The sequence below is a fragment of the Methylobacterium segetis genome (assembly GCF_004348265.1).
In the GTDB taxonomy this organism is placed as follows: domain Bacteria; phylum Pseudomonadota; class Alphaproteobacteria; order Rhizobiales; family Beijerinckiaceae; genus Methylobacterium; species Methylobacterium segetis.
Genome location: NZ_SMNT01000046.1, coordinates 1 through 24,659, shown reverse-complemented (window position 1 = coordinate 24,659; position 24,659 = coordinate 1). Strand labels below are relative to the sequence as shown.

24 protein-coding genes are annotated in these 24,659 nt (G+C 72.0%); 9 read left to right on the top strand and 15 right to left on the bottom strand.

The features are described 5' to 3' along the window. Positions 1-25: 25 nt before the first annotated feature. The 11 genes from E1J50_RS13480 to E1J50_RS13430 all read right to left on the bottom strand — a co-directional run bounded on the left by E1J50_RS13480 (position 26) and on the right by E1J50_RS13430 (position 9,468). Positions 26-247, bottom strand: coding sequence for a hypothetical protein (locus E1J50_RS13480; RefSeq protein ID WP_132254357.1), 222 nt, complete (start codon positions 245-247; stop codon positions 26-28). 49 nt (positions 248-296) lie between these two features. Further along, positions 297-1,337 carry a formate dehydrogenase subunit gamma gene (locus tag E1J50_RS13475; RefSeq protein ID WP_132254356.1) on the bottom strand — a complete coding sequence of 347 codons (1,041 nt, stop codon included), beginning with the start codon at positions 1,335-1,337 and terminating at the stop codon, positions 297-299. A gap of 51 nt (positions 1,338-1,388) precedes the next feature. Continuing rightward, the gene (gene fdh3B / locus E1J50_RS13470; protein WP_109891549.1) at positions 1,389-1,985 is read right to left on the bottom strand and encodes a formate dehydrogenase FDH3 subunit beta; all 597 of its coding nucleotides are present in this window, start codon (positions 1,983-1,985) and stop codon (positions 1,389-1,391) included. A 15-nt stretch (positions 1,986-2,000) separates the two neighbouring features. After that, positions 2,001-4,943, bottom strand: coding sequence for a formate dehydrogenase subunit alpha (locus E1J50_RS13465; RefSeq protein ID WP_132254355.1), 2,943 nt, complete (start codon positions 4,941-4,943; stop codon positions 2,001-2,003). 7 nt (positions 4,944-4,950) lie between these two features. Continuing rightward, positions 4,951-5,169, bottom strand: coding sequence for a formate dehydrogenase (locus E1J50_RS13460; RefSeq protein ID WP_109891547.1), 219 nt, complete (start codon positions 5,167-5,169; stop codon positions 4,951-4,953). A 68-nt stretch (positions 5,170-5,237) separates the two neighbouring features. Beyond that, complete coding sequence (locus tag E1J50_RS13455; RefSeq protein ID WP_132254354.1) at positions 5,238-5,822, bottom strand: TorD/DmsD family molecular chaperone; 585 nt, start codon at positions 5,820-5,822, stop codon at positions 5,238-5,240. Positions 5,823-5,965: 143 nt separating this feature from the next. Next, positions 5,966-6,628 carry a DUF3306 domain-containing protein gene (locus E1J50_RS13450; protein WP_132254353.1) on the bottom strand — a complete coding sequence of 221 codons (663 nt, stop codon included), beginning with the start codon at positions 6,626-6,628 and terminating at the stop codon, positions 5,966-5,968. Then, positions 6,625-7,134, bottom strand: a complete 510-nt coding sequence (locus E1J50_RS13445; RefSeq protein ID WP_132254352.1) for a DUF3305 domain-containing protein — start codon at positions 7,132-7,134, stop codon at positions 6,625-6,627. The genes E1J50_RS13450 and E1J50_RS13445 overlap by 4 nt, the downstream gene beginning before the upstream one ends. A gap of 20 nt (positions 7,135-7,154) precedes the next feature. Beyond that, the gene (locus tag E1J50_RS13440) at positions 7,155-8,159 is read right to left on the bottom strand and encodes a DUF6352 family protein (RefSeq protein WP_132254351.1); all 1,005 of its coding nucleotides are present in this window, start codon (positions 8,157-8,159) and stop codon (positions 7,155-7,157) included. Beyond that, complete coding sequence (locus E1J50_RS13435) at positions 8,156-8,716, bottom strand: DUF6505 family protein (protein WP_132254350.1); 561 nt, start codon at positions 8,714-8,716, stop codon at positions 8,156-8,158. Before E1J50_RS13435 ends, E1J50_RS13440 begins: the two co-directional genes overlap by 4 nt. Beyond that, entirely contained in the window at positions 8,713-9,468 is a 756-nt protein-coding gene (locus tag E1J50_RS13430; RefSeq protein WP_132254349.1) for a biotin/lipoate--protein ligase family protein, read from the bottom strand. Before E1J50_RS13430 ends, E1J50_RS13435 begins: the two co-directional genes overlap by 4 nt. A 159-nt stretch (positions 9,469-9,627) precedes the next feature. Here E1J50_RS13430 and E1J50_RS13425 point away from each other — a divergent pair, with 159 nt between their 5' ends. Further along, positions 9,628-11,625 (top strand): 4Fe-4S binding protein, encoded by a 1,998-nt coding sequence (locus E1J50_RS13425; protein ID WP_132254372.1) that lies wholly within the window; start codon positions 9,628-9,630, stop codon positions 11,623-11,625. Positions 11,626-11,639: 14 nt separating this feature from the next. Here the strand turns inward: E1J50_RS13425 and E1J50_RS13420 are convergent, their stop codons facing one another. Continuing rightward, a complete protein-coding gene (locus tag E1J50_RS13420) occupies positions 11,640-12,917 on the bottom strand; it encodes a c-type cytochrome (protein WP_245516566.1) in 1,278 nt (425 codons plus the stop codon). Positions 12,918-13,115: 198 nt separating this feature from the next. On the opposite strand from E1J50_RS13420, the gene E1J50_RS13415 reads away from it, so the two are divergent. From E1J50_RS13415 to E1J50_RS13400, 4 genes are read left to right on the top strand one after another with little or no spacing between them, the layout of a single operon-like run. Next, positions 13,116-14,219, top strand: a complete 1,104-nt coding sequence (locus tag E1J50_RS13415; RefSeq protein ID WP_132254347.1) for a molybdopterin-binding protein — start codon at positions 13,116-13,118, stop codon at positions 14,217-14,219. Continuing rightward, positions 14,216-16,207, top strand: a complete 1,992-nt coding sequence (locus E1J50_RS13410) for a molybdopterin biosynthesis protein (protein ID WP_132254346.1) — start codon at positions 14,216-14,218, stop codon at positions 16,205-16,207. The genes E1J50_RS13415 and E1J50_RS13410 overlap by 4 nt, the downstream gene beginning before the upstream one ends. A gap of 14 nt (positions 16,208-16,221) precedes the next feature. Continuing rightward, positions 16,222-16,761, top strand: a complete 540-nt coding sequence (gene mobB / locus E1J50_RS13405; protein WP_132254371.1) for a molybdopterin-guanine dinucleotide biosynthesis protein B — start codon at positions 16,222-16,224, stop codon at positions 16,759-16,761. After that, entirely contained in the window at positions 16,745-17,998 is a 1,254-nt protein-coding gene (locus E1J50_RS13400) for a molybdopterin molybdotransferase MoeA (RefSeq protein ID WP_132254345.1), read from the top strand. The genes mobB and E1J50_RS13400 overlap by 17 nt, the downstream gene beginning before the upstream one ends. 21 nt (positions 17,999-18,019) lie before the next feature. On the opposite strand, the gene E1J50_RS13395 is transcribed toward E1J50_RS13400, so the two are convergent. Further along, positions 18,020-19,006 carry a helix-turn-helix transcriptional regulator gene (locus E1J50_RS13395; protein ID WP_132254344.1) on the bottom strand — a complete coding sequence of 329 codons (987 nt, stop codon included), beginning with the start codon at positions 19,004-19,006 and terminating at the stop codon, positions 18,020-18,022. A gap of 71 nt (positions 19,007-19,077) precedes the next feature. Here E1J50_RS13395 and E1J50_RS13390 point away from each other — a divergent pair, with 71 nt between their 5' ends. The 4 genes from E1J50_RS13390 to E1J50_RS13375 all read left to right on the top strand — a co-directional run bounded on the left by E1J50_RS13390 (position 19,078) and on the right by E1J50_RS13375 (position 22,908). Beyond that, positions 19,078-19,773 (top strand): ABC transporter permease, encoded by a 696-nt coding sequence (locus E1J50_RS13390; protein WP_132254343.1) that lies wholly within the window; start codon positions 19,078-19,080, stop codon positions 19,771-19,773. Then, on the top strand, positions 19,770-20,495 hold the full coding sequence (locus tag E1J50_RS13385; protein WP_132254342.1) for an ATP-binding cassette domain-containing protein: 726 nt from the start codon (positions 19,770-19,772) through the stop codon (positions 20,493-20,495). Before E1J50_RS13390 ends, E1J50_RS13385 begins: the two co-directional genes overlap by 4 nt. Beyond that, entirely contained in the window at positions 20,468-21,310 is an 843-nt protein-coding gene (locus E1J50_RS13380; RefSeq protein ID WP_132254341.1) for an ABC transporter substrate-binding protein, read from the top strand. Before E1J50_RS13385 ends, E1J50_RS13380 begins: the two co-directional genes overlap by 28 nt. 86 nt (positions 21,311-21,396) lie before the next feature. Further along, complete coding sequence (locus tag E1J50_RS13375; protein ID WP_132254340.1) at positions 21,397-22,908, top strand: aspartate ammonia-lyase; 1,512 nt, start codon at positions 21,397-21,399, stop codon at positions 22,906-22,908. Positions 22,909-22,956: 48 nt separating this feature from the next. On the opposite strand, the gene ypfJ is transcribed toward E1J50_RS13375, so the two are convergent. Together ypfJ and E1J50_RS13365 are read right to left on the bottom strand one after the other, a co-directional pair. Further along, on the bottom strand, positions 22,957-23,862 hold the full coding sequence (ypfJ, locus tag E1J50_RS13370; protein WP_132254339.1) for a KPN_02809 family neutral zinc metallopeptidase: 906 nt from the start codon (positions 23,860-23,862) through the stop codon (positions 22,957-22,959). Between the two features lie 113 nt (positions 23,863-23,975). After that, positions 23,976-24,659: uracil-DNA glycosylase (locus tag E1J50_RS13365; protein WP_132254338.1), on the bottom strand; the 684-nt coding region annotated here is incomplete at its 5' end.

The following is a 24,659-nucleotide window of genomic DNA, read 5'->3' as shown; positions in this document are numbered from 1 at the left end:
GTTCGTTCCGTGAGGCCGCCAACGCTCAGGAGCGCTTCGGCGCCGTGGTCTCGCCCGCCACCGCGTCGTGCGGACCCGTCGCGTCGCCGGTCCAGCGCGGACCGACGAGGTTCGTGCCGGGCTGCGACACCCGGGCCGACGAGGTCGAGAAAGCCTGCCACGCGAAGCGCTGGCTGCTCGACAGGATGTACGAGGCGGCGATGCCGATCGCCACGGCGCAGATGACGGCGACAGCGAACGCTTTCATGGTGGTCTCCCGTCCCGGCCTCAGGCCGGCATGCGAATGCCCGTCTCGGTTACTCGGCCGGCGCGTGATGGGTCCGCAATTGCGGGCCGCTCGCGGTGCGGGCCTGCTCCTTCTCGACCCAGAGGTCGTGGTGCGCGCGCGCCCAGGCCAGATCGACCTTGCCGCTGCCCATCGCGTCGTAGGCGCCCTCCATGCCGAGCGAGCCGATGTAAATGTGCGCCAGGATCGCCGCGATGAACGCGACCCCGATCAGCGAGTGGATGCCCTGCATGATCTGCATCCCGTTGATGTCGGTCGCCGCGAAGGGGAACAGCATCATCAGGCCCGTGACGCCCATCGCGGTGCCGAAGCCCGCCACCATCCAGAACACGACCTTCTGGCCGGCATTGAAGCGCTCGGCATGGGGGTGGCCCTTGCCGATGAAGCCGCCGCCCGCCTTGATCCATTGCAGGTCGATCCGGTTCGGGATGTTGTCCCGCAGCCAGACGACGAACATGAAGACGATGCCGAGCATGAAGGGCCATGCGAGGTAGACGTGCGCGTACTTCGCCCATTGCGAGAGCGTGGCGAAGGCGTCCGGCCCGATCACCGGCATCAGCAGGCGCTTGCCGAAGATGTAATTCAGGCCCGACAGCGCCAGGATGATGAAGCAGGTCGCCGTCATCCAGTGCGTGAACCGCTCGAACCCGTTGAAGCGCAGGATCTTGCGGCCCGATTCCTCGCTGTGCTCCATGCGGATGCGGCCGCGGGTGAAGTAGAACAGCCCCAGAAGCGCGACCATGCCGAGGATGGCGGCGGCGCCGATCCAGGGCATCCAGGTCTCGTGGAAGCCGCGCCATTCCCGCCCCTGCGGCTGGATCAGGTTCGCCGCCTTCTGGTCCGGGATCGAGATGCGGCCGCCGATCTTCGGACCCTGCTTGAACAGCATGTCCTCGTTGACCGAATCCGCGGTCGGGTTCGGCGCCGTCGTCGGGGTCGTCGTCGGCGGAGCCGATTGCTGCGCGAGCGCCGGCAGAGCGGCGGTGCCCGCGAAGCCCGCGAGCATCGCCGCCGCGACGAATGTCCTGATCCGCGTCGTTTGCCGCCGCATTGCCCTACCCTTCCCTCGTCCTCGCGCTGTGAGACCGGCCGGATCGACCGGTCAGATGGCCACGGTCTCGCGATAGGCCGTCTTCCAGCCCCACGCGCCCGAGCCGTAGCCGCGCTTGATCACGCGCTCCTTGTAGATCTGGGCGATCATCTCGCCGTCGCCGGCCAGCAGCGCCTTGGTCGAGCACATCTCGGCGCAGAGCGGCAGCTTGCCCTCGGCGAGGCGGTTCGAGCCGTACTTCTCGTACTCGATGGTCGAGAGGTCGGGCTCGGGGCCGCCCGCGCAGTAGGTGCACTTGTCCATCTTGCCGCGCGAGCCGAAATTGCCGACGCGCGGATATTGCGGCGCTCCGAAGGGGCAGGCGTAGAAGCAGTAGCCGCAGCCGATGCAGAGGTCCTTGGAGTGCAGCACCACGGCGTCCGCCGTGGTGTAGAAGCAGTTGACGGGGCAGACGGAGGCGCAGGGCGCGTCCGTGCAGTGCATGCAGGCCATCGAGACCGAGCGCTCGCCCGGCTTGCCGTCGTTGAGCGTCACCACGCGGCGGCGGTTGATGCCCCACGGCACTTCGTGCTCGTTCTTGCAGGCGGTGACGCAGGCGTTGCACTCGATGCAGCGGTCCGCGTCGCAGAGAAACTTCATGCGTGCCATGGCGATGTCGTCCTCTTACGCCGCCCGGATCTGACAGAGGGTGGCTTTCGGCTCCTGCATGCCGGTCACAGGATCGAAACCGTAGGTGGTGATGGTGTTCACGCTCTCGCCGAGGACCACCGGGTCGGTGCCCGCCGGGTAGTACTGGCGCATGTCCTTGCCCTGGTACCAGCCGGAGAAGTGGAAGGGCATGAAGGCCACGCCCTTGCCGACGCGGTCCGTCACGAGCGCCTTCACCTTGGTCTGCGTGCCGTCCTCGGGACCCGACACCCAGACCCACTGGCCGTCCTTGATGCCGCGGTCGGCCGCGTCCTTCGTGTTGATCTCGACGAACATCTCCTGCTGGAGCTCGGCGAGCCACGGGTTCGAGCGCGTCTCCTCGCCGCCGCCCTCGTACTCGACGAGCCGGCCCGAGGTCAGGATGATCGGGAAGTTCTTGGCGACCTCCCGGTCCACCGCGGCCTTCTGCACCGAGAAGCCGATGTTGGGCATGCGGAACTGCCGGTCGTCCGGCCGGGTCGGATATTTCGCCACGAGGTCGGGCCGCGGCGTGTAGATCGGCTCGCGGTGCACCGGCACCGGGTCGGGCAGGTTCCAGGCATTCGCCCGGGCCTTGCCGTTGCCGTAGGGCACGACGCCGTGATCGAGGCAGACGCGCTGGATGCCGCCCGACAGGTCGGTCGCCCAGCTCACCGCGTCGATGTTGTTGCCGCCGATCTTGGTGATGATGGCCATCTCCTCGGCCGTCAGGTCCTTGTCCCAGCCGAGCTTCTTGAAGACGCCCATCGTGAACTCGGGATACCCGTCGGTCAGGTCCGAGCCCTTGCTGAAGGAATCCTCGGCGAGCAGCGTCTGGCCGTTGCGCTCCACGCCGAAGCGGGCGCGGAAGCAGCCGCCGCCGTCCTTCACGTGCAGGTTGGTGTTGTAGAGGATGTGGGAGCCGGGGTGGCGGATCTCCGGCTTGCCCCAGCAGGGCCAGGGCAGGCCGTAATAGTCGCCGCCGACCTCCGGATCGTCCTTGGGCGCGCGCAGCGTCACGAGGTCGAACTTGTGCTGGTTCTTCATGTGCGCCTTGAGGCGCTCGGGGCTCTGCCCGCAATAGCCCGTCGACCAGCCGCCGCGGTTGATCTCGCGCAGGACGTCCTCGGCAGACGGAACGCCGTTCTCGACCTTGATGCCCTTGAACATCTTGTCGGCGAAGCCGAGCTTCGTCGCGAGCCGGTAGATGACCTCGTAGTCGGATTTCGACTCGAAGGCCGGCTTGACGATCGTCTCGCCCCACTGGATCGAGCGGTTCGAGGCCGTGCGCGAGCCGTCGCACTCAAGCGTCGTGCAGATGGGCAGCAGGTAGGTGTTGTCCTGCCGCGCATCGAGCGCCGCGAAGGTGGTCGGGTGCGGGTCGGCGACGACGAGCAGCTCGAGCTTGTTCATGCCGGCGATGGCGTCCGGCAGGCGGGTGACGGTGTTGCCGCCGTGGCCGAACACCATCATCGCCTTGATCGGGCTCCTCTGGTCGATCTGGTCGTCGGGCAGGTTCACCGCATCGAACCAGCGCGTCGAGGTGATGCCCGGCGCCTCCATGTTCTCCTTGCGGGTGCGGGCCTTGCGGCCGCCCTTGGCCGGAATCTCATCGAAGCGCGACTGCAGCCACTCGTACTCGACGTCCCAGACGCGGGCCCAGTGCTTCCAGGCGCCCTCGACGAGGCCGTAATAGAGCGGCAGCGTCGTCACATCGAGTCCGAGATCGGTGGCGCCCTGCACGTTGGTGTGGCCGCGGAAGATGTTGGCGCCCGTGCCCGGCTTGCCGACATTGCCGGTGGCGAGGCACAGGATGCAGAAGGCGCGCACGTTCGCGGTGCCGACCGTGTGCTGGGTCGCGCCCATGCACCAGATCAGGGTCGCGGGCTTCTCCTTGGAGAAGATCTCGGCGACGCGGCGGAGCTGCTCGCCCGGCACGCCGGAGACGCGCTCGACCTCGTCCGGCGTCCACTTGGCGACTTCCTTGCGGACGTCGTCCATCGCGTAGACGCGCTGGCGGATGAATTCCTTGTCCTCCCAGCCGTTCTGGAAGATGTGCCAGAGCATGCCCCAGATCACCGGGATGTCGGTGCCGGAGCGGATGCGCACGTACTCGGTGGCGTGCGCGGCGGTGCGGGTGAAGCGCGGATCGATGACGATCATGTTCGCGCGGTTGATCTCCTTGCCCGACAGCACGTGCTGCATGGAGATCGGGTGCGCCTCCGCCGGATTGCCGCCCATGATGATCATGGTCTTGGCATTGCGGATGTCGTTGTAGGAGTTGGTCTGGGCGCCGTAGCCCCAGGTGTTGGCCACGCCCGCCACCGTGGTCGAGTGGCAGATGCGCGCCTGGTGGTCGACCGAGTTCGTGCCCCAGAAGGCGCCGAGCTTGCGGAACAGGTAGGAAGCCTCGTTCGTGAACTTGGCCGAGCCGAGCCAGTAGACGGAATCGGAGCCCGACTTCTCGCGGATGGCCGTGATCTTGTCGCCGATCTCGTCGATCGCCTGCTCCCAGGAGACCTTGGTCCACTGGCCGCCGACGAGCTTCATCGGGTACTTGAGCCGGCGCTCGCCGTGGACGAGCTCGCGGATCGCCGCGCCCTTGGCGCAGTGCGTGCCGCGGTTGATCGGGCTCGCGTAGGACGGCTCCTGGCCGACCCAGACGCCGTTGACCACCTCGGCCGTCACCGTGCAGCCGACCGAGCAGTGGGTGCAGATGTTCTTCTTGATCGTCACCTCGGCCCCGCTCACGGCCGAGCCCGCGGCTTGCGCCCGGCGCACCGCGCCGAGCTGGATCGAGCCCGCGGCGGCGAGGCCGCCCGCCGCGAGGCCGGACTTCCGCAGGAAGGCGCGGCGGTCGAGGACCCCTGCGGCGAGACCGGCGGCGACGGCCTGATGTTTCGTGCGGCTCGCCTCGCCGCTCTTGCGCTTGATCAGCATCGCGATCTCACTTCTTCAGCGTCTCGTAGCCGTTCGTCCGGTAGAAGGCCTTGACGTGGTCGGTCTCCCGATACCGCGCCTTGGTCTCCTCGGACCCTGGATCGTAGGCCTGGGCCTCGTTCGTCGAGATCGGCGACAGCAGGCCCGCCGCCGCGACGGCCGAGCCGCCGCCGAGCGTGCGGAAGAACTGGCGGCGACCGATCTCGCCTTTCTTCTCCTGGGCCATTCTCGTCACTCCCGACTGTCTCTCATCGTCTCATCACTCGCGCAGGCCGGCTCGGTCCCGGCGCGCGCTCAGGCATCCATGGCGAAGGCTTCGGCCTCGATCTCCAGGAAGATCCGGCCGAGCTCGCCCAGAGCCCGGTAGAATTCCGTGTCCGCCTGCTCCGCGAGATCCGCGAAGAGGCGGGGCGCCCACGGCTGCAGGTGGCGCGCGAAGAAACGCGCCTCGGCGCCGGGCTCCGCCTCGACCCGCCCGGAGGCGAGACCCGCCATCACCTCGAGGAGGATCGCGACGTGATCCTCCGGCTCGCTCGTGGACTCGCTCCGCTCGATCCCGAGCGCCGCGAAGTCCTCGCGCACCCGGGCGAGCGGGCGCTCGTTCAGGAAGCCGGTCAGGTAGTAGGAGGCGTAAGGAAGGAGGCGGCCCCGCCCGACCCCGATGAAGGTCTCGAAATGGTCCCGCTCGATCGCCCGCGGATCGGCCTCCCGCGCCGCGGCCCCGAGCCGGCCCAGCGCACGGCCGAGCGTGGTCCCGTCGCCAGAGAGCCCGCCGACCTGCCCCAGCACCCGGGCACAGGGGACGCGGCCGACCAGCGTGGCGAGGAGGTCGTATTGGCGCGAGCGGAGCAGATCGATCTCGTCGACCGTTGCAGCCATGCCGATTCCCCCTTCGGCAACGCCCTGACCCAACGCACCCGACAGCATCTTGCTCCTCAACCCGCAGGCGCTCCCCGCGGACCGAATTCATTGTGCACATTATAAACGCGTTCGAACGGCCCGCAATCTCACTTTTGAGCAGTTCAAATCGGAATCGCACCCCCATGGCGTCGCACCCGCGTGAGAGATTGCGGATTCTGTCTCACAGTCGAGTCTTCGATGGGCTCCGCGGGGGCTTGCGCGTGCTCGGGCAGCAACGTGCGATCGACCGCGTTATCGGATGCAATCGCTGCGGGCGGAGCCGCTTCGCCCTCGGGATCGGGCGCCGAATCATCCATTCCAGGATCGGGCAGCCCGGCCTCGCCGGCCGGCGCCGGTGGCGCGTCGGGCTCGCCATCCGGCCTGTCCCCGAAGATCCGGCCGAGCATGGCCTTCACGTCGTCACTTGGCAGCAGGGGGCCGGTGCCCGGGACGCCGCCCGCGACGTTCCAGTCGTAGGCGTATTCCCGTGCCTCGCTGACGTAGTCGCGGATCGCGGGGTCGAGGGACCACATCCGCCGCAAGGCCGCGTTGCGGAGCAGCGCCGGCACGCCCTTGCGCAGGAACGGCGCGAGGTCCGTGCCGGCCGTCAGCGTGTCGAGCGGGGGCAGCGCGGCGATCTCCTCCTCGGTCAGCGCGGCCTCCTCGGCCGGCGCGGGCGCTGCAGCCGCGTCCGGCGGCGCCCCTTCGGGTCTCGGCACGACGGGCTCGGTGCGCGTCTCCCGCTTGCGACGCGACCAGCGCGCGAGGAAGTCCGCGCCGCTCATTCGGTGCCTCCTCCGCGCTGGCCGCCGACGGCGCCGCGCGCCAGAGCCTCCGGGTCGGCCCGGTCGCGCTTGCGCTTCTCGAAGGTCCGCTCGATGTGGAAGGCCGCCACGAACTCCGCAACGACGGCCTGGATCGCCTCCGGCATCGCCACGGGCTCGACGATCTCGCCGATGCCCTCGGCCATCGCCTCGCCTTCGTAGGGGTCGGCGGTGACCGCGGCGACCTCGTAGGCGTCGCCCGCGACGTGCCGCAGGGCGACCCAGAGCGAGGGCCGCCCGGAGACGAGATTGTCGCGGTAATGCCCGGTCTCGCTGATGTGCAGGCCGACCTCGTGGGCACCCGCATAGAACCTGTCCTCGCCCTCGGCGGAGGCGAGCAGGGTCCAGGGCTCGGTCTCCGGCACGTCCGGCAGGGCGGCGACCGGCACCCACTGATGATCGGCCCAGGGGCTCTTGAGCTTGCGCCGGGCGACGATCACGCCGACGGCGAAACGATCCTTCGGCATCAGGCCTCCTCCCCCATGCCTCAGACGACCGCGCCGGCGAGGGGCAGACCGGCGACCAGATTCTGGGGCTTCAGGGTCACGCGCTTGTCCGGGCTCATGGCGAGCAGAAGATAGATGGGGTGGCCGGCGACGTCCCGCTCCATCCGCGCCGTGTCGGCGATCGTCATGCGGAACAACGCGACGACCCGGGTCAGGGCTTCCGGCTCGACGGCCTCGCCGCGCCAGAGCGCGTTGCCGATCCGGGTCGCCTCCGCGTCGAGGCCGACGAACCAGCGCCAGTCCCGCTCCTCGATCCGGGCGAGCGGCTCGACCTTCGCCTCGAGCGCCAGCAGATGGCGCAGCCACGCCTCGATCGCCCGGGCGAGCCCGTCGCGGCTGCGCGGGTTCTCCGAGATGTTGAGGGCCATGGTGAAGGCGTCGGACCGGCTCCAGTAGGTCCAGGCGTTCTCGTCGGTCATCACGTCGAGCGCGGCCGCCGGCTCGGCGCCGAACATCGCCATCAGCGGCGAGGCCGAGGCGCCGGCCTCCCGCGCCTCGATGATCTCGGCATCGGCCAGCACGGTCGCCTCGCCCGAGAGCGAGACCCGCTGCGGCCGGAAGAAGAGTTCGGCCCCGCGCAGGGTGTAGGGGTCCTCGCAGCCGTCCAGCGCGTTCCTCAGGATGAGGTGGACGAGCTGGTTCAGGAACAGGCCCGGCGTCCCGGCAAGCCCGTTCCGGACAAGGTCGAGATAGGCCGCCTCGATCGAGCGCGCCCTCAGGAGCCTGTCGCGGAAGGCGAGGACCACCTGCCAGTTCTCCACGGCGTCCGCGTCGGCGAGCGAAGCCACCTCCGCGGCCGCCACGGGACGGCGCGGATCGGCGAGGAGGGCGGCGTGCAGCGCCCGCTCCGCCGGGCAGGCCTCCGGCGGCGGCACCAGTTCCGGCCGCGCGAGATAGGCGAGGAGAAGCTCGTCCGTCACGGCGAGGCCGCCGGCCTCCGTGCGGCCGGCGAGATGGTGGCCGCTGGACACCCAGAATTCGGTCATCGCGGATCCGTCCCCATCAGGCGCACGAGGTCGACGCTCTCCTCGGGCTCGTCATCGGCCTCGACGAAGGTGAAGGCGCGCGAATGCGCGTGCAGCCGGTCGGCGCCGGGCACGCCCTCCCGGCGCTGCAGCGTCCGGAAGCGCTCCTTCAGCTCGCCGCCCTCGACGCTGCGGTTGAGCGCGATCACCGTGCCGATGGCGGGCCCGCAGAGGGAGGCCGCCACCGCGATCTCCTCCTCGGCCGCCGCGCGCGCGGCGGCCTCGCTCGGCGCGCCGAGCTTCTCCCGGATGTGGCGCGCGAGGGCGGCGACGGCCGCCTCGCGCTCGGCCTCGCTCGCCTCGCTCACGACGACGAGGGTCGAGAAGCCGAACGAGGCCACGCCGAGAAAGCCGGAGCGGAACGCCGCCCGCTCCTTCGGCGGCAGGGCCTCGGGATCCGCGTCGAAGAACAGGAAGGAGCCGGTGACCGCCCACTCGCCGGGCTCGGCGGGATGCGCGAAGACGAAGGTGTCCGACGGGTCGAGGCGGAGCGTCCGCGGCAGCTTGATCGGGCTCACAGGCGGGGCCTCCCGGTCGCGGGCTCGAGCCAGGTCGGCGTGCGCAGGCCCGCGGCGAGGCCGTCCCGTCGCCAGCCGCCGAGCAAGGCCGGGTCTTCGGTCAGAAGGTCGCCCGCGGGATCGATGCGCTGGTCGGCGCCCGACAGGTTCGGGATCAGTTCCTCGCGGTAGGCGTGCGCGAGCACGCCGAAGCCGCGATCGGACCACGTCTCGAAGGCCCGCATGAGATAGCGCGCGAAGCCCTCGACGAAGACCGCCCGATCCTCGACCTCGAACCCCTCCTCCTCCAGCGAGGTCGTCTCCGGTGTCAGGCCCGGATCGCCCGCGGCGCGCTTCGAGCCGATCAGCATGCAGGAGAAGACGAGCCAGTCCGGGATCGCGTCGTCCGGACAATCCGCCGGCCAGGCGAGGCGCCCGCCGCCGATCCGCGCCTCGTTGAAGAGGATCGCGTCGGGCCACGCGAAGCGCACGGCCCGCTCCGGCGGCGCGTGCGCCCCGACAGCCTCGCCCAGCGCCACCATGCCGGCGAGGAAGGCGCGGCGCGCGCCGGCCAGTGGCTCCTCGGGCGCCAGCACCACGGCGAAGGCCGGGTAATCCCCGTCGAGCGCGTGGACGATGGTGCCGGCGGCCTCGGCGCTCGCGAGCCGGCAGGCCTCGGCGTGGACGCGCTCGGCCGCATCGATGGCGACGTCCGAGAATAGCGGCGGCAGGTCGAGCCCCCTCCCCTGTGACATCGCGGCGTGGTTCGTCATCGTGGCGTCGCGCAAGCCTTGCGCCCATCTGTTCAATCGCAGTTTGGACCTATTCGAGTATAAGAAGCCGCTGCAAGCGCGCGGAGGCCACGGGCCTCCGGATTCGGGGATGACACAGTGTCCGACCGTTCGGTGATCGCCTGTTCCTGCGAGAAGACGATGTCGCTCGATGGGGCTGCGCTCGGCAAGGGCTGCGGCGGCACGCTCGCGACGGCGGATCAGCTCTGCGGGCGCGACCTCGACCGGTATCGGCAGGCCATCGAGGCCGGCGGCCCGGTCACCGTGTCGTGCACGCTCCAGGCGCCGCTCTTCGAGGAGATCGCCGAGGAGTCCGGCGCCGCCGACCGCGTCGCCTTCGCCAACATCCGCGAGATGGCCGGCTGGTCGGCTGAAGGGCCGATCGCCGGCCCGAAGATGGCCGCCCTTCTGGCAGCCGCGGCCGAGCCGCAGCCCGAGGCACCGCTGGTCAGCATGGAGAGCGCGGGCGTCGCCCTCGTCTACGGCCGCGACGAGACGGCGATCGAGGCGGCTCGGCGGCTCGCCGACCACCTCGACATCACCGTGCTCCTGTCCCGGCCGGAATCGGTGGCGCCGCCCCTGCGGGCGGATTTCCCAATCCTTCGCGGCACGATCTCGTCGGCGAAGGGCCACCTCGGCGCCTTCGAGCTGCGGATCGACGATTACGCGCTGCCGGCGCCGTCCTCCCGGGCAGCCCTCGCCTTCGGCGCGGCCCGCAACGGCGCGACCTCGACCTGCGACCTCGTCATCGACCTGACCGGCGGGTTGCCGCTGTTTCCCGCTCACGAGACCCGCAGCGGCTACCTGCGGGCGGACCCGCGCGACCCGAAGGCGGTCGAGGCCCTCCTGTTCGAGGCCTCGCACCTCGTCGGCACCTTCGACAAGGCGCGCTTCATCGACTTCCGGGCCGATCTCTGCGCGCATTCGCGCTCGCGCATCACCGGCTGCACCCGCTGCCTCGAGGTCTGCCCGACCGGGGCCATCAGCCCGAACGGCGACCACGTCGCCATCGACCCCTATATCTGCGCGGGCTGCGGCTCCTGCGCCGCGCTCTGCCCGACAGGCGCGGCCTCCTACGCCCTGCCGCCGGCCGATTCCCTTCTGCGGCGCCTGCGCACCCTGACGAGCGCGTACCGGGCGGCGGGGGGCAGCGAGGCGGTCGTTCTGTTCCACGACGGCGACCATGGCGAGCCTCTGATCCACGCCCTGTCGCGCTACGGGGAGGGCCTGCCCGCCCATGTCCTGCCCGTGCGCGTGAACGAGGTGACGCAGATCGGCCCCGAAGTGTTCGCGGCGCTCTTCGCCTATGGGGCGGTCGGCGCGCGCCTCCTCCTGCGCGCCCGGCCGAAGCACGATATCGCGAGCCTGCACCGCACGCTCGACCTCACGAACAGCGTTCTCCACGCGCTCGGCTACGACCCGGCCGGCGGGGGCCTCGTCTCGACGATCGAGACGGACGATCCGGACACCCTCGGAGAGGCCCTGCGCGCGGTCTCCCTGGGCACGCCCGCGCCGAGGCCAGCGGGCTTCCTGCCGGCCGGCGACAAGCGCGGCGTGCTCCGCACGAGCTTCCGGGAGTTGCAGGTCGCGGCGCCGAGCCCCGTCGACGCGGTGCCGCTCGCGGCCGGTGCGCCCTTCGGCGGGCTCGCGTTCCGCACGGAGGCCTGCACGCTCTGCCTCGCCTGCGTCGGCGCCTGCCCGACGAGTGCTCTCTCGGACAGCGCGGACCGGCCCCTGCTCGCCTTCGAGGAGAGCCTCTGCGTGCAGTGCGGCCTCTGCGCCGCGACCTGCCCGGAGGACGTGATCACGCTCCAGCCCCGGATCGATTTCGCGGCCTGGGCCGAGCCGCGCCGGATCGTGAAGCAGGAGGAGCCCTTCGACTGCATCACCTGCGGCAAGGGCTTCGGCACGCGCAGCACCATCGAGCGGGTGATCGAGAAGCTGCGCGGCAGCCACTGGATGTTCGCCGGGCCCGCCGGCGAGGCCCGGGTCCGCTCGCTGATGATGTGCGAGGATTGCCGCGTGGAGGCCGCGCTCAACGAGGGCTTCGACCCGCATGCCGGGCCCGAGCGCGCCCCGACGCGGACCAGCGAGGATTACCTGCGCGAGCGCGCGGCGCGGGACGGGCAGCCGGTCTAAGGCAGGTCGGCGCCTCAGGGCGCCGCGGTGGCCCGCTCCAGGAAGCGGACCAGCGCCTCTCGGTCGGCCGCGCTGTTGACCGTCTGCTCGGGCATCTTCGTCCCCGGCGTAAAGCGGGCGGGGCCGATCTCGAAGAGCCGCGCGATGGTCTCCGCATTCCAGACGATGTCGAGCTTCTTGAGCGGTTCGGAGAAATTGTAGCCCGCCGCGGTGGCGATGCGCCGGCCGAACACGCCGCTCAGGGTCGGCCCGGCGCGGTTGCCCCCGTCCGGCGTCAGGCTGTGGCAGGCGGCGCAGGCGCGGAACACCTCGGCGCCCCGGTCCCCGGCAAAGGCCGCGAGGTCGTCGTGCGGCCGGGCCATCGCCAAGCCCCCGATCGGCTCGCCGGTCCGCATGTCCCAGCGCCGGATCAGCCGGTCGCCGCCCCCGGTGACGAGTTCGGCATCGGAGCGGAAGGCGAGCGACCAGACCGGCAGGCCGGGCCCCACGAGGTTGAACAGGGGTCTTGCCGCCCGGCGGTCGATCACGGCCACAGCCCCCACGACCGTCGCCGCCGCGATGCGGCCGCCGTCCGGCGAGAGCGCCAGCGCGATGACCGGGCTCGGGCCGATCTCGACCGTGGCGCGCTCCGCCCCGTCCGCCGAGAACAGCCGGACCGTGCTGTCGGCGCCGCCCGCCGCGATCTCCCCGTCGGGCGCGACGACGAGCGCGTTGAGGGGCGTCGGCACGGTGACGATGCGGGGCGGGTCCGAGCCCTCGATCGGCCAGATCCGCAGGGTGGCGTCGTAGCCGGCCGTGGCGAGGCGGCCGTCCTTCGTGAAGGCGACGCCGTTGACGTTGCCCTTGTGGCCCTCGAAGACCTGGGCCGTCCCGCCGCCGAGCGGGCGCAGGCGCGCGGTGCCGTCCCACGAGGCGGAGGCGAGCCGGGTCCCGTCCGGCGAGACGGCGAGCCCGACGACGGGGCCTTGGTGTTCAGCGAAGATCGCGGCGGGTTGGGCCGCTCCGGGCTGCCAGAGGGCGATCGTCCCATCCTCGCCGCCGGTGACGAGACGGCCGTCCGCGAGGGCGAGCACCGCGTTCACCGCACCCTCGTGGAAGCGCATCACCTGCCGCGCCGTGCCCTCCTCGATCGCCCACAGGATCGCGGATTGGTCGAAGCTGCCGGACACCGCGACGCGCCCGTCCTGCGAGACCGCGAGTGCGCGGACCGGGCCGCCGTGCCCGCGCAGCTGCGCCTGGGCGGGCGCTCCGGTGAGGAGCGCGAGAGCGAGGAGGGCTGCGACGCGTCTCACGGTTCCTTCGCGGCGGCTGGCAACGGGGACGGGCGACCATAGACGCGGCCATTCCGGCTGTCTCCCGTGCCGGATCGGCGCAGGGCCTTGATCACGGCGCCGCGATCGGCGACGTGAGGGACCCACAGCCGCAGCCGGGAACAGGACCATGCGCGGGTCGCATCGCGGGGCGGGCGAGTTCGATCGCTCGGGCCGGCCATGACGGAGCGAACGGCCTCCTCGGCCCTGATGCCGCTGTCCGAGGCACTGGGAATCCTGCTGCGCGGCGTCGAGCCGGTCGCGTCGACGACGCTTCCCCTGGCGGACGCGGTCGGCCGCGTCGCCGCCGAGGACGTTCCAGCCGCAGCCGACCGCCCGGCGCGGCGCACCGCTCTGCGCGACGGATGGGCCGTGCGAGCCGACGACGCGGTCGGCGCCTCGGCCTACGCGCCGGTCGCCCTCGCTGCGCCCCCGTCCTGGGTCGAGGCCGGCGAGACCCTGCCGGACGGGACCGACACGGTGCTGCCGCCCGAGGCGATCGAGGCTTCGGGACCCATCGCCGAGATCGTCGCGGACGCGCCGGCCGGTGCGGGGACGCGGCTCGCGGCCGGCGACCTTGCGGCCGGCAGCCTGATCCTCGCGGCCGGCCAACGCATCCGCCCGGTCCACGCGCTGGCAAAGCCCGCCTCCGACCCCGTGAGGGTTCGGCTGCCGCGCGTGGCGATCGTGCTCGCGAGGTCGGGCGCCGAGGCCCGCGCGGCGACGCTCCGCAGCCTCGTCGAGCGGGCCGGCGCCGCCGTGTCGGGGATCGTCGCTCCTGCACGAGGACCCGCGGCTCTCGCCGCCGCGCTGGTGGCGGAGACGGCCGATCTCTGCCTCGTCGTCGGCGGCACCGGCTTCGGCCGGGAGGATCACGCCGCGGCCTCGCTCGCACGGGCGGGCCGCCTTGCCGCGCACGGGCTCGCGCTCCGCCCCGGCGAGAGCGCGGGCTTCGGCCGCGCGGAGGGGCGGCCCGTCCTGCTCCTGCCCGGTGCGCCCGAGGCGATGCTCGCTGCCTTCCTCGTCCTCGCACGCCCGCTCCTGCGCGCCCTCGCCGGCGCGGCGCCCGAGGCTGCGCGCGCCGCGCCTCTCCTGCGCAAGGTCTCCTCCGCGATCGGGCTCTCCGAGATCGTGTTCGTCGCCGAGGGGGCGGGCGGGGTCGATCCGCTCGGCTCGGCCGAGCTTGCCCTGCACCGCCTTCTCCTGGCACGAGGCGCGATCCTGGTCCCGCCCGAGCGGGAGGGCTATCCGGAGGGGACCTCCGTCGAGATCATGCCGCTGTGAGTGACGCGCCGCAGAGCGAGACCCGAGCCGCGTTCCTGGAGCGCCTGTCCCAGGTCGCGCGCCAGGAGCAGTTCCTCAGCGTGCTGTCCCGGGAGGAGGCGGTCGCCCGGTTCCGCGCGGCCGTGCCCCACGCCGCCCTCCCGGCCGAGCGCGTGCCGCTCGCCGAAGCCCTCGGGCGTGTGCTTGCCGAGGACGTCGCCTCCCCGATCGATGTGCCGCCCTTCGATCGCTCCCTCGTCGACGGCTTCGCCGTGCGCGCCGCCGATACCGAGGCGGCGCGGGACGGGAGCCCGGTGCGGCTGCGCCTCAATGCCGAGATCCTGGCCTGCGGCACCGCGCCGAACCTCGCCGTCGCGGCCGGCACGGCAACGCCGATCGCCACCGGCGGCGTCATCCCGCGCGGGGCGGACGCGATCCTGATGGTCGAGACGACGGAGTTCGTCGAGGCCGCGGATGGCCCGTCCATCGAGATCGCCAGGGCCTCGGCCCCCGGCCAATTCGTCGGCTATGCCGGCGCCGACATGGCTCTGGGCGAGACCGTGCTGCGCCGGGGCGTCTCCATGACCGCGCGCGAGATCGGCATGCTCGCCGCCTGCGGGCTCGATCGCGTGCCCGTGGTGCGGCGCCCGCGCGTCGCCGTGCTGTCCACCGGGGACGAGCTGGTGGCGCCCGGCGAGCCCCTGAGACCGGCCGCGATCTACGATTCGAACGGGGCCATCGTCGCGGCCTCCGTGACCGAGAATGGCGGCCTCCCGATGGCGGGCGGCATCGTGCCGGACGACGAGGCGCAGCTCGCGGACGCGATCCGGCGGAGCCTCGATGAGGCCGACCTCGTCGTCCTCTCCGGCGGTACCTCCAAGGGCGCGGGCGACGTCTCGCACCGCATCCTCTCGCGCCTCGGCGAACCCGGCATCCTCGTCCACGGCGTCGCGCTGAAGCCGGGCAAGCCGCTCTGCCTCGCGGCAATCGGCACCAAGGCGATCGTGGTGCTGCCGGGCTTCCCCACCTCCGCGATGTTCACCTTCCACGAATTCGTGGTGCCGCTGGTGCGCGCGCTCGCCGGCTTGGCGCCGCGCGAGGAGGCGAGCGTCTCGGCCCGCGTCCCGCAGCGCGTCCCGTCCGAGCTCGGCCGCATGGAATTCGTGATGGCCTCGCTGGCGCGGGCCGGGGATGGGTTGGTCGCGCTGCCCCTGCCGAAGGGGTCGGGCTCGGTCACCGCCTTCTCGCAGGCCGACGGGTTCTTCCCCGTCGCGGCGAACCGCGCCGGGCTCGAGTCGGGCGAGGCCGTGACCGTGACCCGCCTCGGCGCGGGCGTGAAGCCGCCGGACCTCACCATCGTCGGCAGCCACTGCCTCGGGCTCGACCGCGTCGTCGGCCTCCTCGCGGAGCGGGGCTATCGCGCCCGGACGATCTGGGTCGGCTCGGCCGGAGGGCTCGCGGCTCTGAAGCGGGGCGAGTGCGACCTCGCCGCGCTGCACCTCCTCGATCCCGCGAGCGGCCGCTACAACGCGCCCTTCCTCGCGCCCGGCATGAGCCTCGCGCCGGGCTGGCGGCGGATGCAGGGGGTCTTGTTCCGCGAGGGCGATCCCCGCTTCGCCGGGCTTTCCGCCGAGGTCGCCGTGGCGGCCCTTGCCGAGGACGCCGACGCCGTGATGGTCAACCGCAACACCGGCTCGGGCACGCGCCTCTTGATCGACGGCCTCCTGAAAGGCGCCCGCCCGGCGGGCTACTGGAACCAGCCCCGCTCGCACAACGCCGTCGCGGCGGCGGTGGCGCAGGGCCGGGCCGATTGGGGGGTGGCGATCGAGGGCGTGGCGCGCGCCTACGGCCTCGGCTTCCGGCCCGTGACCGAGGAGCATTACGACCTCGCCTACCGGACGGACCGGGCCGCCGAGCCTGCGCTGGCGGCCTTCCTCGCCCTCCTTGCCGAGCCCGAGACGGGCGCGGCCCTGCGCGATCTCGGCTTCGCGACGGACGGGAGCGCGTGATGGCGGAGCGGGACATGCGCGTGATCGGGCTCGCCGGCTGGAGCGGGGCCGGCAAGACGACGCTCCTGACGAAGCTGATCCCGACCCTGACCGGCCGGGGCCTGCGCGTCGCGACCCTGAAGCACGCCCACCACGCCTTCGAGATCGACCGGCCGGGCAAGGATTCCTTCGTTCACCGCGAGGTCGGGGCGAGCGAGGTCATCATCGCCTCGTCCCGGCGCTGGGCGCAGATCCACGAGCTCGGCGACGCGCCCGAGGCGAGCCTCGCCGCCCTGCTGCGGCGCCTCAGCCCCTGCGACATCGTGCTGGTGGAGGGCTTCAAGCGCGAGAGCCACCCGAAGCTCGAGATCTTCCGGGCGGCGAACGGGCGGGCGCCCCTGCACCCTGGCGATACCCGCATCGTCGCGGTCGCGAGCGACGGACCCTTCCCCGATGCGGGGCGGCCCGTTGCCCGGCTCGACGATGTCGAGGCCATCGCCGACCTCGTCCTGCGGCTGGCGGAGCCGATCGGCAGCGTCCTGGAAAGGCTGGACTCCCATGGCGCAGCTGACTGACGATTGCTTCGCCTTCGGCGGCCCGCTCATGACGATCGAGGACGCCGTCGCCCTCATCGGTGAGCGCCTTCCCGCGATCGAGGCGTCCGAGACGATCCCCCTCGGCCTCGCCGACGGGCGCATCGCCGCCGGGGACGTCACGGCGCGGATCGACCTGCCGCCCTTCCGGAACTCGGCGGTGGACGGCTACGCCGTGCGCTACGACGATCTCGCCCCGGACGGCGAGACGCAACTCCCCTTGCGCGGGCGCCTCGCGGCCGGCGCGTCCGCCGAGGCCGTCAGCGCCGCGGGCGCTGCCGTCCGCATCTTCACGGGGGCGCCGATGCCGGCCGACGCCGACACCGTGTTCATGCAGGAGGATGTCCGGCTCGAGGGGGATGGCGTCGTGCTGCCGGCGGGCCTGAAGCGGGGCGCCAACAGCCGGCCGGCCGGCGAGGATCTGGCCCGGGGTGCCGTCGCGATTCCCGCGGGCAGGCGCCTGACGCCACAGGATCTGGCGCTCGCCGCCGCGACCGGCCATGCCGGGATCCGGGTGCGGCGCCGCCTGAAGGTCGCGCTGTTCTCGACCGGCAACGAGCTGATCGCCCCGGGCGAGGCCCTGGGACCCGGCGCGATCCACGATTCGAACCGGGTCATGCTGGCCGCCCTGCTGACGCGCCTCGGGGTCGAGGTCGATGATCTCGGGATCCTCCGCGACGAGGGCGGGACGTTGATCGCGAACATCGCGCGGGCGGCCGCGGATCACGATCTCATCCTCACCTCGGGCGGCGTCTCGACGGGCGATGAGGACCATGTGAAGGCCGCCGTCGAGGCGGCGGGACGCCTCGTCTTCTGGCGCCTCGCGATCAAGCCGGGCCGGCCCGTGGCGATGGGCGTCGTCGGCGGGACGCCGTTCGTGGGGCTGCCCGGCAACCCGGTCGCCGTCTACGTGACGCTCCTGTTCGTGGTCCGCCCCCTCCTCGCCCGGCTCGGCGGCGCCACCTACGAGCGCCCCCTCGGCCTGCCCGTGCGGGCCGCCTTCGCCTACCGCAAGAAGACGGGCCGGCGGGACTTCGTGCGGGTCAACCTGCGCCGCGCGGCCGATGGGACGGTCGAGGCCGTGAAGTTTCCCCGCGAGGGGGCGGGCGTGATCACCTCGCTGACGGGAAGCGACGGCCTGGCCGAACTCGCGGACGACGCGCGGGGCGTCGCGGAGGGCGACACGATCCTGTTCCACCCGCACGCCGCGCTGCTGTGAGACCGGCCGCGCCCTGATGGCTCAGGCCGGCCCGTAGCCGAGCTCGTCCCCGGCCCGCTCCCGGACCGCCTCGACGAGGGGCGCGAGCGCCGGGTGCTCGAAGCCCGCGCGGGTCGCCAGGAAATACGTCTCCTCGCCGAGCGGCAGGAAGCCGAGGCCGAAGCGGGCGGCGACGGCGCGGGTGCCCATGCCGACATCGGCCGCGCCCGAGGCGATGATCGCGGCGACCGCCTGATGGGTGAATTCCTCCGTCTCGATGCCCCGGATCGCCTCGGCGGGGACAGCCGCCTCGCGGCAGAGCCGCTCGAACCAGAGCCGCGTGCCGGCCCCCCGCTGCCGGTTGACGAAGCGCGCGCCCGTGGCCGCGATGTCGGCGATCCCGGACAGGCCGAGCGGGTTGCCGCGCGCGAGCATCAGCCCCTGCTCGCGCAGGAAGAGGGGCACGATCCTGCGGTCCGGGTCCGCGAAGAGGGCCGCGAAGGGCGAATCCGGACGGGCCTCGCGGGCGCCGAAATGGAAGCCCGCCGCGTCGACGCTGCCGGCCGCGAGCTTCGCCAGGGCCTCGGCGCTGCCCGCGACCGAGGTCTCGATGTCGGGGCGGCCGGCGAGCACGCCCGTGAGGAGCGTGTCGTGGCTCGCGGCGAGGCGCAGGGGCGCGGCGAGCGGGGCGGCGAGCGCGCCGAGCCGCCGGTCGAGGCGCAGCCGGGCCTCCTCGAGCGCCGCCTCGGTCTCGGCGTAGGCGTCGGCGAGCGCGGCGAGGAGCGCGCTGCCGAACGGGGTGAGCAGCGAGCCGTGCCCCTTCGTCTTCACCGCCACGGCCTGCCCGCACGCCGCCTCGATGGTCCCGATCCGTCCCCAGGCGCAGCGATAGGAGATCCCGAGGCGGCGGGCCGCCCCCTGCAGAGACTTCTCCCCGGCGAGCGCGTCGAGCAGCCGAAAGGCTGCCTCCAGCGGGACCGTGCCGTGACCCAGCCCGATCGTCCCGGCGAGATGCAGGGCGGCCGACATATGCAAGCGCTTTCCTATTGAATTCGCGGCGCCACCGTTAGCATGAGGAGGGGAAGCGCGCAGCATCGACGATGTACGAGACCCTGACCGACACCTTCTCGCGTCTCGCGAGCCTCGACCGGGAGGTCGTGGCCATCGCTTGGCTGTCGCTGCGGGTGAGCGTCTCGGCGGTGCTGATCGGCTGCGCGGTCGGCATCCCGCTCGGCGCCCTCGTCGCCGTCGCGCATTTCCCGGGACGCCAGGGCGTCGTCGGCCTGATGAACGCGTCGATGGGCCTGCCGCCGGTCATCGTCGGGCTCGTGATCTACCTGCTGCTCTCGCGCTCCGGCCCCTTCGGGCCCTTCGGGCTGCTGTTCACCCCCGCCGCGATGGTGGCCGCCCAGAGCGTGCTGGTGACGCCGCTCATCGCCGCCCTCACCCGGCAGATCGTCGCCGACGCGGAGGCGCATCTCGGCGAGCAGTTGCGCTCGCTCCGCCTCTCCGCGTGGCGCAGGGCGGGCATCCTGATCTTCGACGTGCGCTTCTCGCTGCTGACGGCGGTGCTCGCCGCCTTCGGGCGGGCGATCTCCGAGATCGGGGCCGTGCTCGTCGTCGGCGGCAACATCGACGGCTTCACCCGGACCATGACGACGGCGATCTCGCTGGAGACCCAGAAGGGCGACCTCGCGCTCGCGCTCGCCCTCGGCCTCGTCCTGATGGCCCTCGTCGTCGCCGTGAACGCGGCGGCCTCCCTCCTGCGGAGCTACGCGGCGAGGGCCTACGGATGAGGGTGTCCGTTCCGATCCGCCTCGACGGGCTCGTCTACCGCGTCGGCGGTCGGACCATCCTCGATTGCCTCGACGCGACGATCGGGGGCGCCGGCATCACCGCCGTGATCGGGCCGAACGGCGCCGGCAAGAGCGTGACGCTGCGCCTGATCGACGGCCTGCTGGCGCCGAGCGCGGGCACGATCCGCATCGGGGCGGACGGTTCGGCGCGGCGCGCCTTCGTCTTCCAGCGCCCGGCCCTGGTGCGCGCGAGCCTGGCCCGCAACATCGGCCTCGCCCTCGACCCGCTGGGCCTCGGCCGGGCGGCGCGGGCGGCGCGCATCGAGGCGGCGCTGGCCCGGGTCGGCCTGCAGGGGCGCGCCGGCGACCCGGCGACGAAGCTGTCCGGTGGCGAGCAGCAGCGCCTCGCCCTCGCCCGTGCCTGGGCGACGCAGCCGCAACTCCTCCTCCTCGACGAGCCCACGGCGAGCCTCGACCCGGCGGCGACCGAGACGATCGAGGCGCTCGTCTCCGAGATGGCCCGAGGCGGCACCAAGGTCGTCCTCGTCTCGCACAATCTCGGGCAGGTCGCGCGGCTCGCCGACGACGTGCTCGTCCTCGCCGCGGGCCGTGCCGTCGAGCACGGGCCGACCCGCCAGGTCCTCTTCTCGCCCCGCACCGCGGAAGCCCGCGCCTACCTCAAGGGAGAACTTCCATGGACATCCTTCGCCGCAGCCTCCTGAGCCTCGGCCTCGCCGCCCTCCTCGCCGGGCCGGGACTTGCCGGGCCGGCATGGGCCGAGCCGCAGACGATCACCGTCGCCTCGACCACGTCGACCGAGCAGTCGGGCCTGTTCAAGCACCTGCTGCCGCGCTTCACCGAGAAGACGGGCATCGGGGTCAAGGTCGTGGCTTTGGGCACCGGACAGGCCCTCGACGTGGGCCGCCGCGGCGACGCGGACGTCGTGTTCGTCCACGACAGGGCGGCGGAGGAGAAGTTCGTCGCGGAGGGCTTCGGCACGAAGCGGCACGCCGTGATGTACAACGACTTCGTCGTCGCCGGGCCGAAGGCGGATCCGGCCGGCGCCAGGGGCGGCGACGTGACCGCTTCCTTCGCCCGGATCGCCGCCGTCAAGGCGCCGTTCGTCTCGCGCGGCGACCGCTCCGGCACCCACGCGGCGGAACTCCGCTACTGGAAGGAGGCCGGCCTCGATCTCGGCGCCGTCAGAGGCGAGTGGTACAAGGATGTCGGCCAGGGCATGGGCCCGGCGCTCAACACCGCCTCGGCCGCGAACGCCTACATCCTCGCCGACCGTGGCACGTGGCTCTCGTTCAGGAATCGCGGCGACCTCGCGATCCTGGTCCAGGGCGACAAGCGCCTGTTCAACCAGTACGGCGTGTTGCTGGTGAACCCCGAGAAGCATCCGCAGGTGAAGGCCAAGGAGGGGCAGGCCTTCGTCGACTGGTTGATCGCCCCGGACGGGCAGCGCGCCATCGCCGATTACAAGATCGAGGGCGAGCAGCTGTTCTTCCCCACTGCCGAGGCCGGCAAATCGTGATCGGCCGGGGCCTGGCCTGATCCCTGCGACGGCCTCCCGCGTCTGCTAGGCTCCGCGCCTGTCCCAGACCCGAACGGGAGGACCCGATGGAGACCGAAGCGGCGCAGAGCGCGCAGACGCCCGACATGCCGGACAACCTCGCCGTCTCGACGGTGCGCACCGTCGAGATGGAAGGGTCGCGGACCCGCTCTGAGCACGATCTCCTCGGCTACGCCGATGTGCCGGCGGACGCGCTCTGGGGCATCCACACCAAGCGCGCGGTGGCGAATTTCCCGATCACCGGCGTGCCGGTCGGGCATTTTCCCGAACTCGTCCGGGCGCTCGCGCTGGTGAAGCAGGCCGCCGCCCGGGCGAACCGGCGGCTCGGCTACCTGCCGCCGGAGAAGGCCGACGCGATCGAGCGCGCCTGCACCCTCGTCGCGACCGACAAGAGCTACGCCGAATCCTTCGTGGTCGACGCCATCCAGGGCGGTGCGGGCACCTCGACCAACATGAACGCGAACGAGGTGATCGCGAACGTGGCCCTCCGGCTGATGGGCCGCCCCCTCGGCGACTACGCGGCGCTCCACCCGAACGACGACGTCAACATGGCGCAGTCGACAAACGACGCCTACCCGACCGCGCTCCGCCTCGCCGTGATCTTCGCCACCGCGCCGCTGGTGCGCGCCCTCGACGACCTCGCCTATGCCTGCAAGGGCAAGGCGGTCGAGTTCGCCGACGTGCTCAAGATGGGCCGCACGCAACTGCAGGACGCCGTGCCGATGACGCTCGGCCAGGAATTCGACAGCTTCCACACCACGATCAAGGAGGATGTGGCGCGCATCACCGAGATCGTCGGGCTCTTCCGCGAGGTCAATCTCGGCGCGACCGCCATCGGCACGGGCATTAACGCCGATCCGCGCTACGCGGCGCTCGCCGTCGAGGAATTGTCGCGCGCCTCCGGCCAGCCCATGATCCTCGCCTCGAACCTGATCGAGGCGACCTCGGATCTCGGCGCCTTCGTGCTGTTCTCGGGCGTGCTGAAGCGCGTCGCCGTGAAGCTCTCGAAGCTCTGCAACGACCTGCGCCTGCTCTCCTCGGGGCCGCGCACGGGACTGGGCGAGATCCGGCTGCCGCCCGTCCAGGCTGGCTCCTCGATCATGCCCGGCAAGGTCAACCCGGTGATCCCCGAGGTGGTCAACCAAGTGGCCTTCCTCGTGATCGGCCAGGACCTCACCGTGACCCTCTGCGCCGAGGGCGGCCAACTCCAGCTCAACGCCTTCGAGCCGACCATCGGCTATTGCGTGCTCTCCTCGATCCGGATGCTGACCTCGGGCGTCGAGACCCTGACGCGGCGCTGCGTCGAGGGCATCGAGGCCGACCGCGAGCGCTGCAGGAGCCTCGTCCACGGCAGCATCGGCCTCGTCACGGCGCTGGTGCCGGCGCTCGGCTACGAGAATTGCTCGCGGGTGGCGCAGCGCGCGCTCGCCGAGAATCGCCCCGTCGCCGACCTTGTGCTGGAGGAAGGGCTCCTCACGGAGGAGCAGCTTCACGAATTGCTGGAGCTCGAGGCGATGACGCGGCCCTCGCGGGGCCGCAAGATCACGAAGCCGGTCTAGGAGGCGCCCGCCCCTCTCCCGGACGGGAGAGGGAGCCTGTTGCGCCCTTCAGTTGCCCGCGCTGCGGAACGTGTCGCAGGCCTTGGTCTGCCCGGTCTTGTAGCCCGTCATGAACCAGCGCATGCGCTGCTCGGACGAGCCGTGCGTGAAGGAATCGGGCACCGCGTAGCCCTGGCTGCGCTCCTGCAGCTTGTCGTCGCCGATCGCGCTCGCCGCCCGCAGGGCCTCCTCGATGTCGCCCTGCTCCAGGGCGTTGAAGCGGTCGTCCGAGTTCTTGGCCCAGACGCCGGCGAGGCAATCGGCCATCAGCTCGACGCGCACCGAGAGGTGGTTCGACTCGACCTTGCCCGAGGCCTGCTGGCGGGCCTGCACCTTGCCGAGGATGCCGAGCACGTCCTGCACGTGATGGCCGACCTCGTGGGCGATCACGTAGGCGTAGGCGAAGTCGCCCTTCACGCCGAACTTCTGGCCCATCTCCTGGAAGAAGGACGTGTCGAGATAGACCTTCTTGTCGAGGGGGCAGTAGAACGGGCCCATCGCCGACTGGGCCGAGCCGCAGCCGCTGCGGGTGCCGCCCTTGTAGAGGACGAGCCGCGTCGGCGGGTAGGATTTCCCGGTCTGGTTCGGCAGCACCGTGCTCCAGACGTCCTCGGTGTTGCCGAGGATCTTGGCCGCGAACTGGCCGCTCTGGTCGGCGGGCGGCGTGCGGCGGCGCTGCTGCGTCTGCGGGTCGGTCTGCTCCTGGGGCTCGCGCCCGCGGGTCATCTGCTCGGCGCCGCCGATCAGGATCGCCGGGTTGATGCCGGTGACCCAGCCGATGATCATCAGGACGACGATCGTGCCGATGCCGAGGCCGCCGGCCCCGCCACCCGGGACTCCGAAACCACCGCCGCCGCCGCCTTCGCCGCGCCGGTCCTCGACGTTGTCGGAACTGCGGAAATCTTCCCAGCGCATGGCCGCACCACCCGTTACAGGTCACCCGCCGGCAACCGCCCATTCAATGGCCGCACCGGAGCTACGGTTCCGCTTGGGCCGGCGGCGCGTCTTGAGGCAAGGGCGCGTCCGATTCAAGCCTTGCCGTCGAGGGCCGCGCGCACCAGCCGGAAGTCGCGCCACGCGAGCCGCTTCTGGACGGGCTGGCGCAGCAGGTAGGCGGGGTGCAGCGTCGCCAGTGCCCGGATCTCCCGGTCTCCGACGCGATAGGGGTAGAAGCGGCCGCGCGCCTTCAGGATGCCGTCCTTCGTGCCCGTCAGGGTCTGCGTCGACGGGCTGCCGAGGCAGACGATCAGGTCCGGGTCGGCGAGCTCGATCTGCCGCTCGATGAAGGGCTTGCAGACCGAGACCTCCTGGGGCGTCGGGTTGCGGTTTCCGGGCGGGCGCCAGGGCACGATGTTGGCGATGTAGGCCGAGGTCCGGTCGAGGCCGATCGCCGCCATCATCCGGTCGAGGAGCTGGCCCGAGCGGCCCATGAAGGGCTTGCCGACGCGGTCCTCGTCGGCGCCGGGCGCCTCGCCGACGAACATCACCCGCGCGGCCGGGTTGCCGTCGGCGAAGACGAGGTTCTTGGCCGTGAACTTGAGCGGGCAGCCGTCGAAGCCGGCGAGCAGGGCTTCCAGCTCCTCCAGCGTCTTCGTCTCGGCGGCCCGTGCGCGGGCATCGCCCGCCGCCTCGCCCGGCTTGGCCGCCGCCGATTGCCCGAAGGTGCGCTGCGGCGCCGGCCGCTCGGGCGGCCGTGCGGGCTCCGCGCGCGC

Coding starts and splice junctions, on each gene's coding strand:
- E1J50_RS13445 (WP_132254352.1), bottom strand. CDS start 7,134: ATGCCGAAGGATCGTTTCGCCGTCGGCGTGATCGTCGCCCGGCGCAAG.
- E1J50_RS13455 (WP_132254354.1), bottom strand. CDS start 5,822: ATGGCTGCAACGGTCGACGAGATCGATCTGCTCCGCTCGCGCCAATAC.
- mobB (WP_132254371.1), top strand. CDS start 16,222: ATGCGCGTGATCGGGCTCGCCGGCTGGAGCGGGGCCGGCAAGACGACG.
- E1J50_RS13440 (WP_132254351.1), bottom strand. CDS start 8,159: ATGACCGAATTCTGGGTGTCCAGCGGCCACCATCTCGCCGGCCGCACG.
- E1J50_RS13385 (WP_132254342.1), top strand. CDS start 19,770: ATGAGGGTGTCCGTTCCGATCCGCCTCGACGGGCTCGTCTACCGCGTC.
- E1J50_RS13415 (WP_132254347.1), top strand. CDS start 13,116: ATGACGGAGCGAACGGCCTCCTCGGCCCTGATGCCGCTGTCCGAGGCA.
- E1J50_RS13425 (WP_132254372.1), top strand. CDS start 9,628: ATGTCGCTCGATGGGGCTGCGCTCGGCAAGGGCTGCGGCGGCACGCTC.
- E1J50_RS13390 (WP_132254343.1), top strand. CDS start 19,078: ATGTACGAGACCCTGACCGACACCTTCTCGCGTCTCGCGAGCCTCGAC.
- E1J50_RS13375 (WP_132254340.1), top strand. CDS start 21,397: ATGGAGACCGAAGCGGCGCAGAGCGCGCAGACGCCCGACATGCCGGAC.
- E1J50_RS13460 (WP_109891547.1), bottom strand. CDS start 5,169: ATGGCCCAGGAGAAGAAAGGCGAGATCGGTCGCCGCCAGTTCTTCCGC.
- E1J50_RS13450 (WP_132254353.1), bottom strand. CDS start 6,628: ATGAGCGGCGCGGACTTCCTCGCGCGCTGGTCGCGTCGCAAGCGGGAG.
- E1J50_RS13430 (WP_132254349.1), bottom strand. CDS start 9,468: ATGACGAACCACGCCGCGATGTCACAGGGGAGGGGGCTCGACCTGCCG.
- E1J50_RS13475 (WP_132254356.1), bottom strand. CDS start 1,337: ATGCGGCGGCAAACGACGCGGATCAGGACATTCGTCGCGGCGGCGATG.
- fdh3B (WP_109891549.1), bottom strand. CDS start 1,985: ATGGCACGCATGAAGTTTCTCTGCGACGCGGACCGCTGCATCGAGTGC.
- E1J50_RS13380 (WP_132254341.1), top strand. CDS start 20,468: ATGGACATCCTTCGCCGCAGCCTCCTGAGCCTCGGCCTCGCCGCCCTC.
- E1J50_RS13480 (WP_132254357.1), bottom strand. CDS start 247: ATGAAAGCGTTCGCTGTCGCCGTCATCTGCGCCGTGGCGATCGGCATC.
- ypfJ (WP_132254339.1), bottom strand. CDS start 23,862: ATGCGCTGGGAAGATTTCCGCAGTTCCGACAACGTCGAGGACCGGCGC.
- E1J50_RS13400 (WP_132254345.1), top strand. CDS start 16,745: ATGGCGCAGCTGACTGACGATTGCTTCGCCTTCGGCGGCCCGCTCATG.
- E1J50_RS13395 (WP_132254344.1), bottom strand. CDS start 19,006: ATGTCGGCCGCCCTGCATCTCGCCGGGACGATCGGGCTGGGTCACGGC.
- E1J50_RS13465 (WP_132254355.1), bottom strand. CDS start 4,943: ATGCTGATCAAGCGCAAGAGCGGCGAGGCGAGCCGCACGAAACATCAG.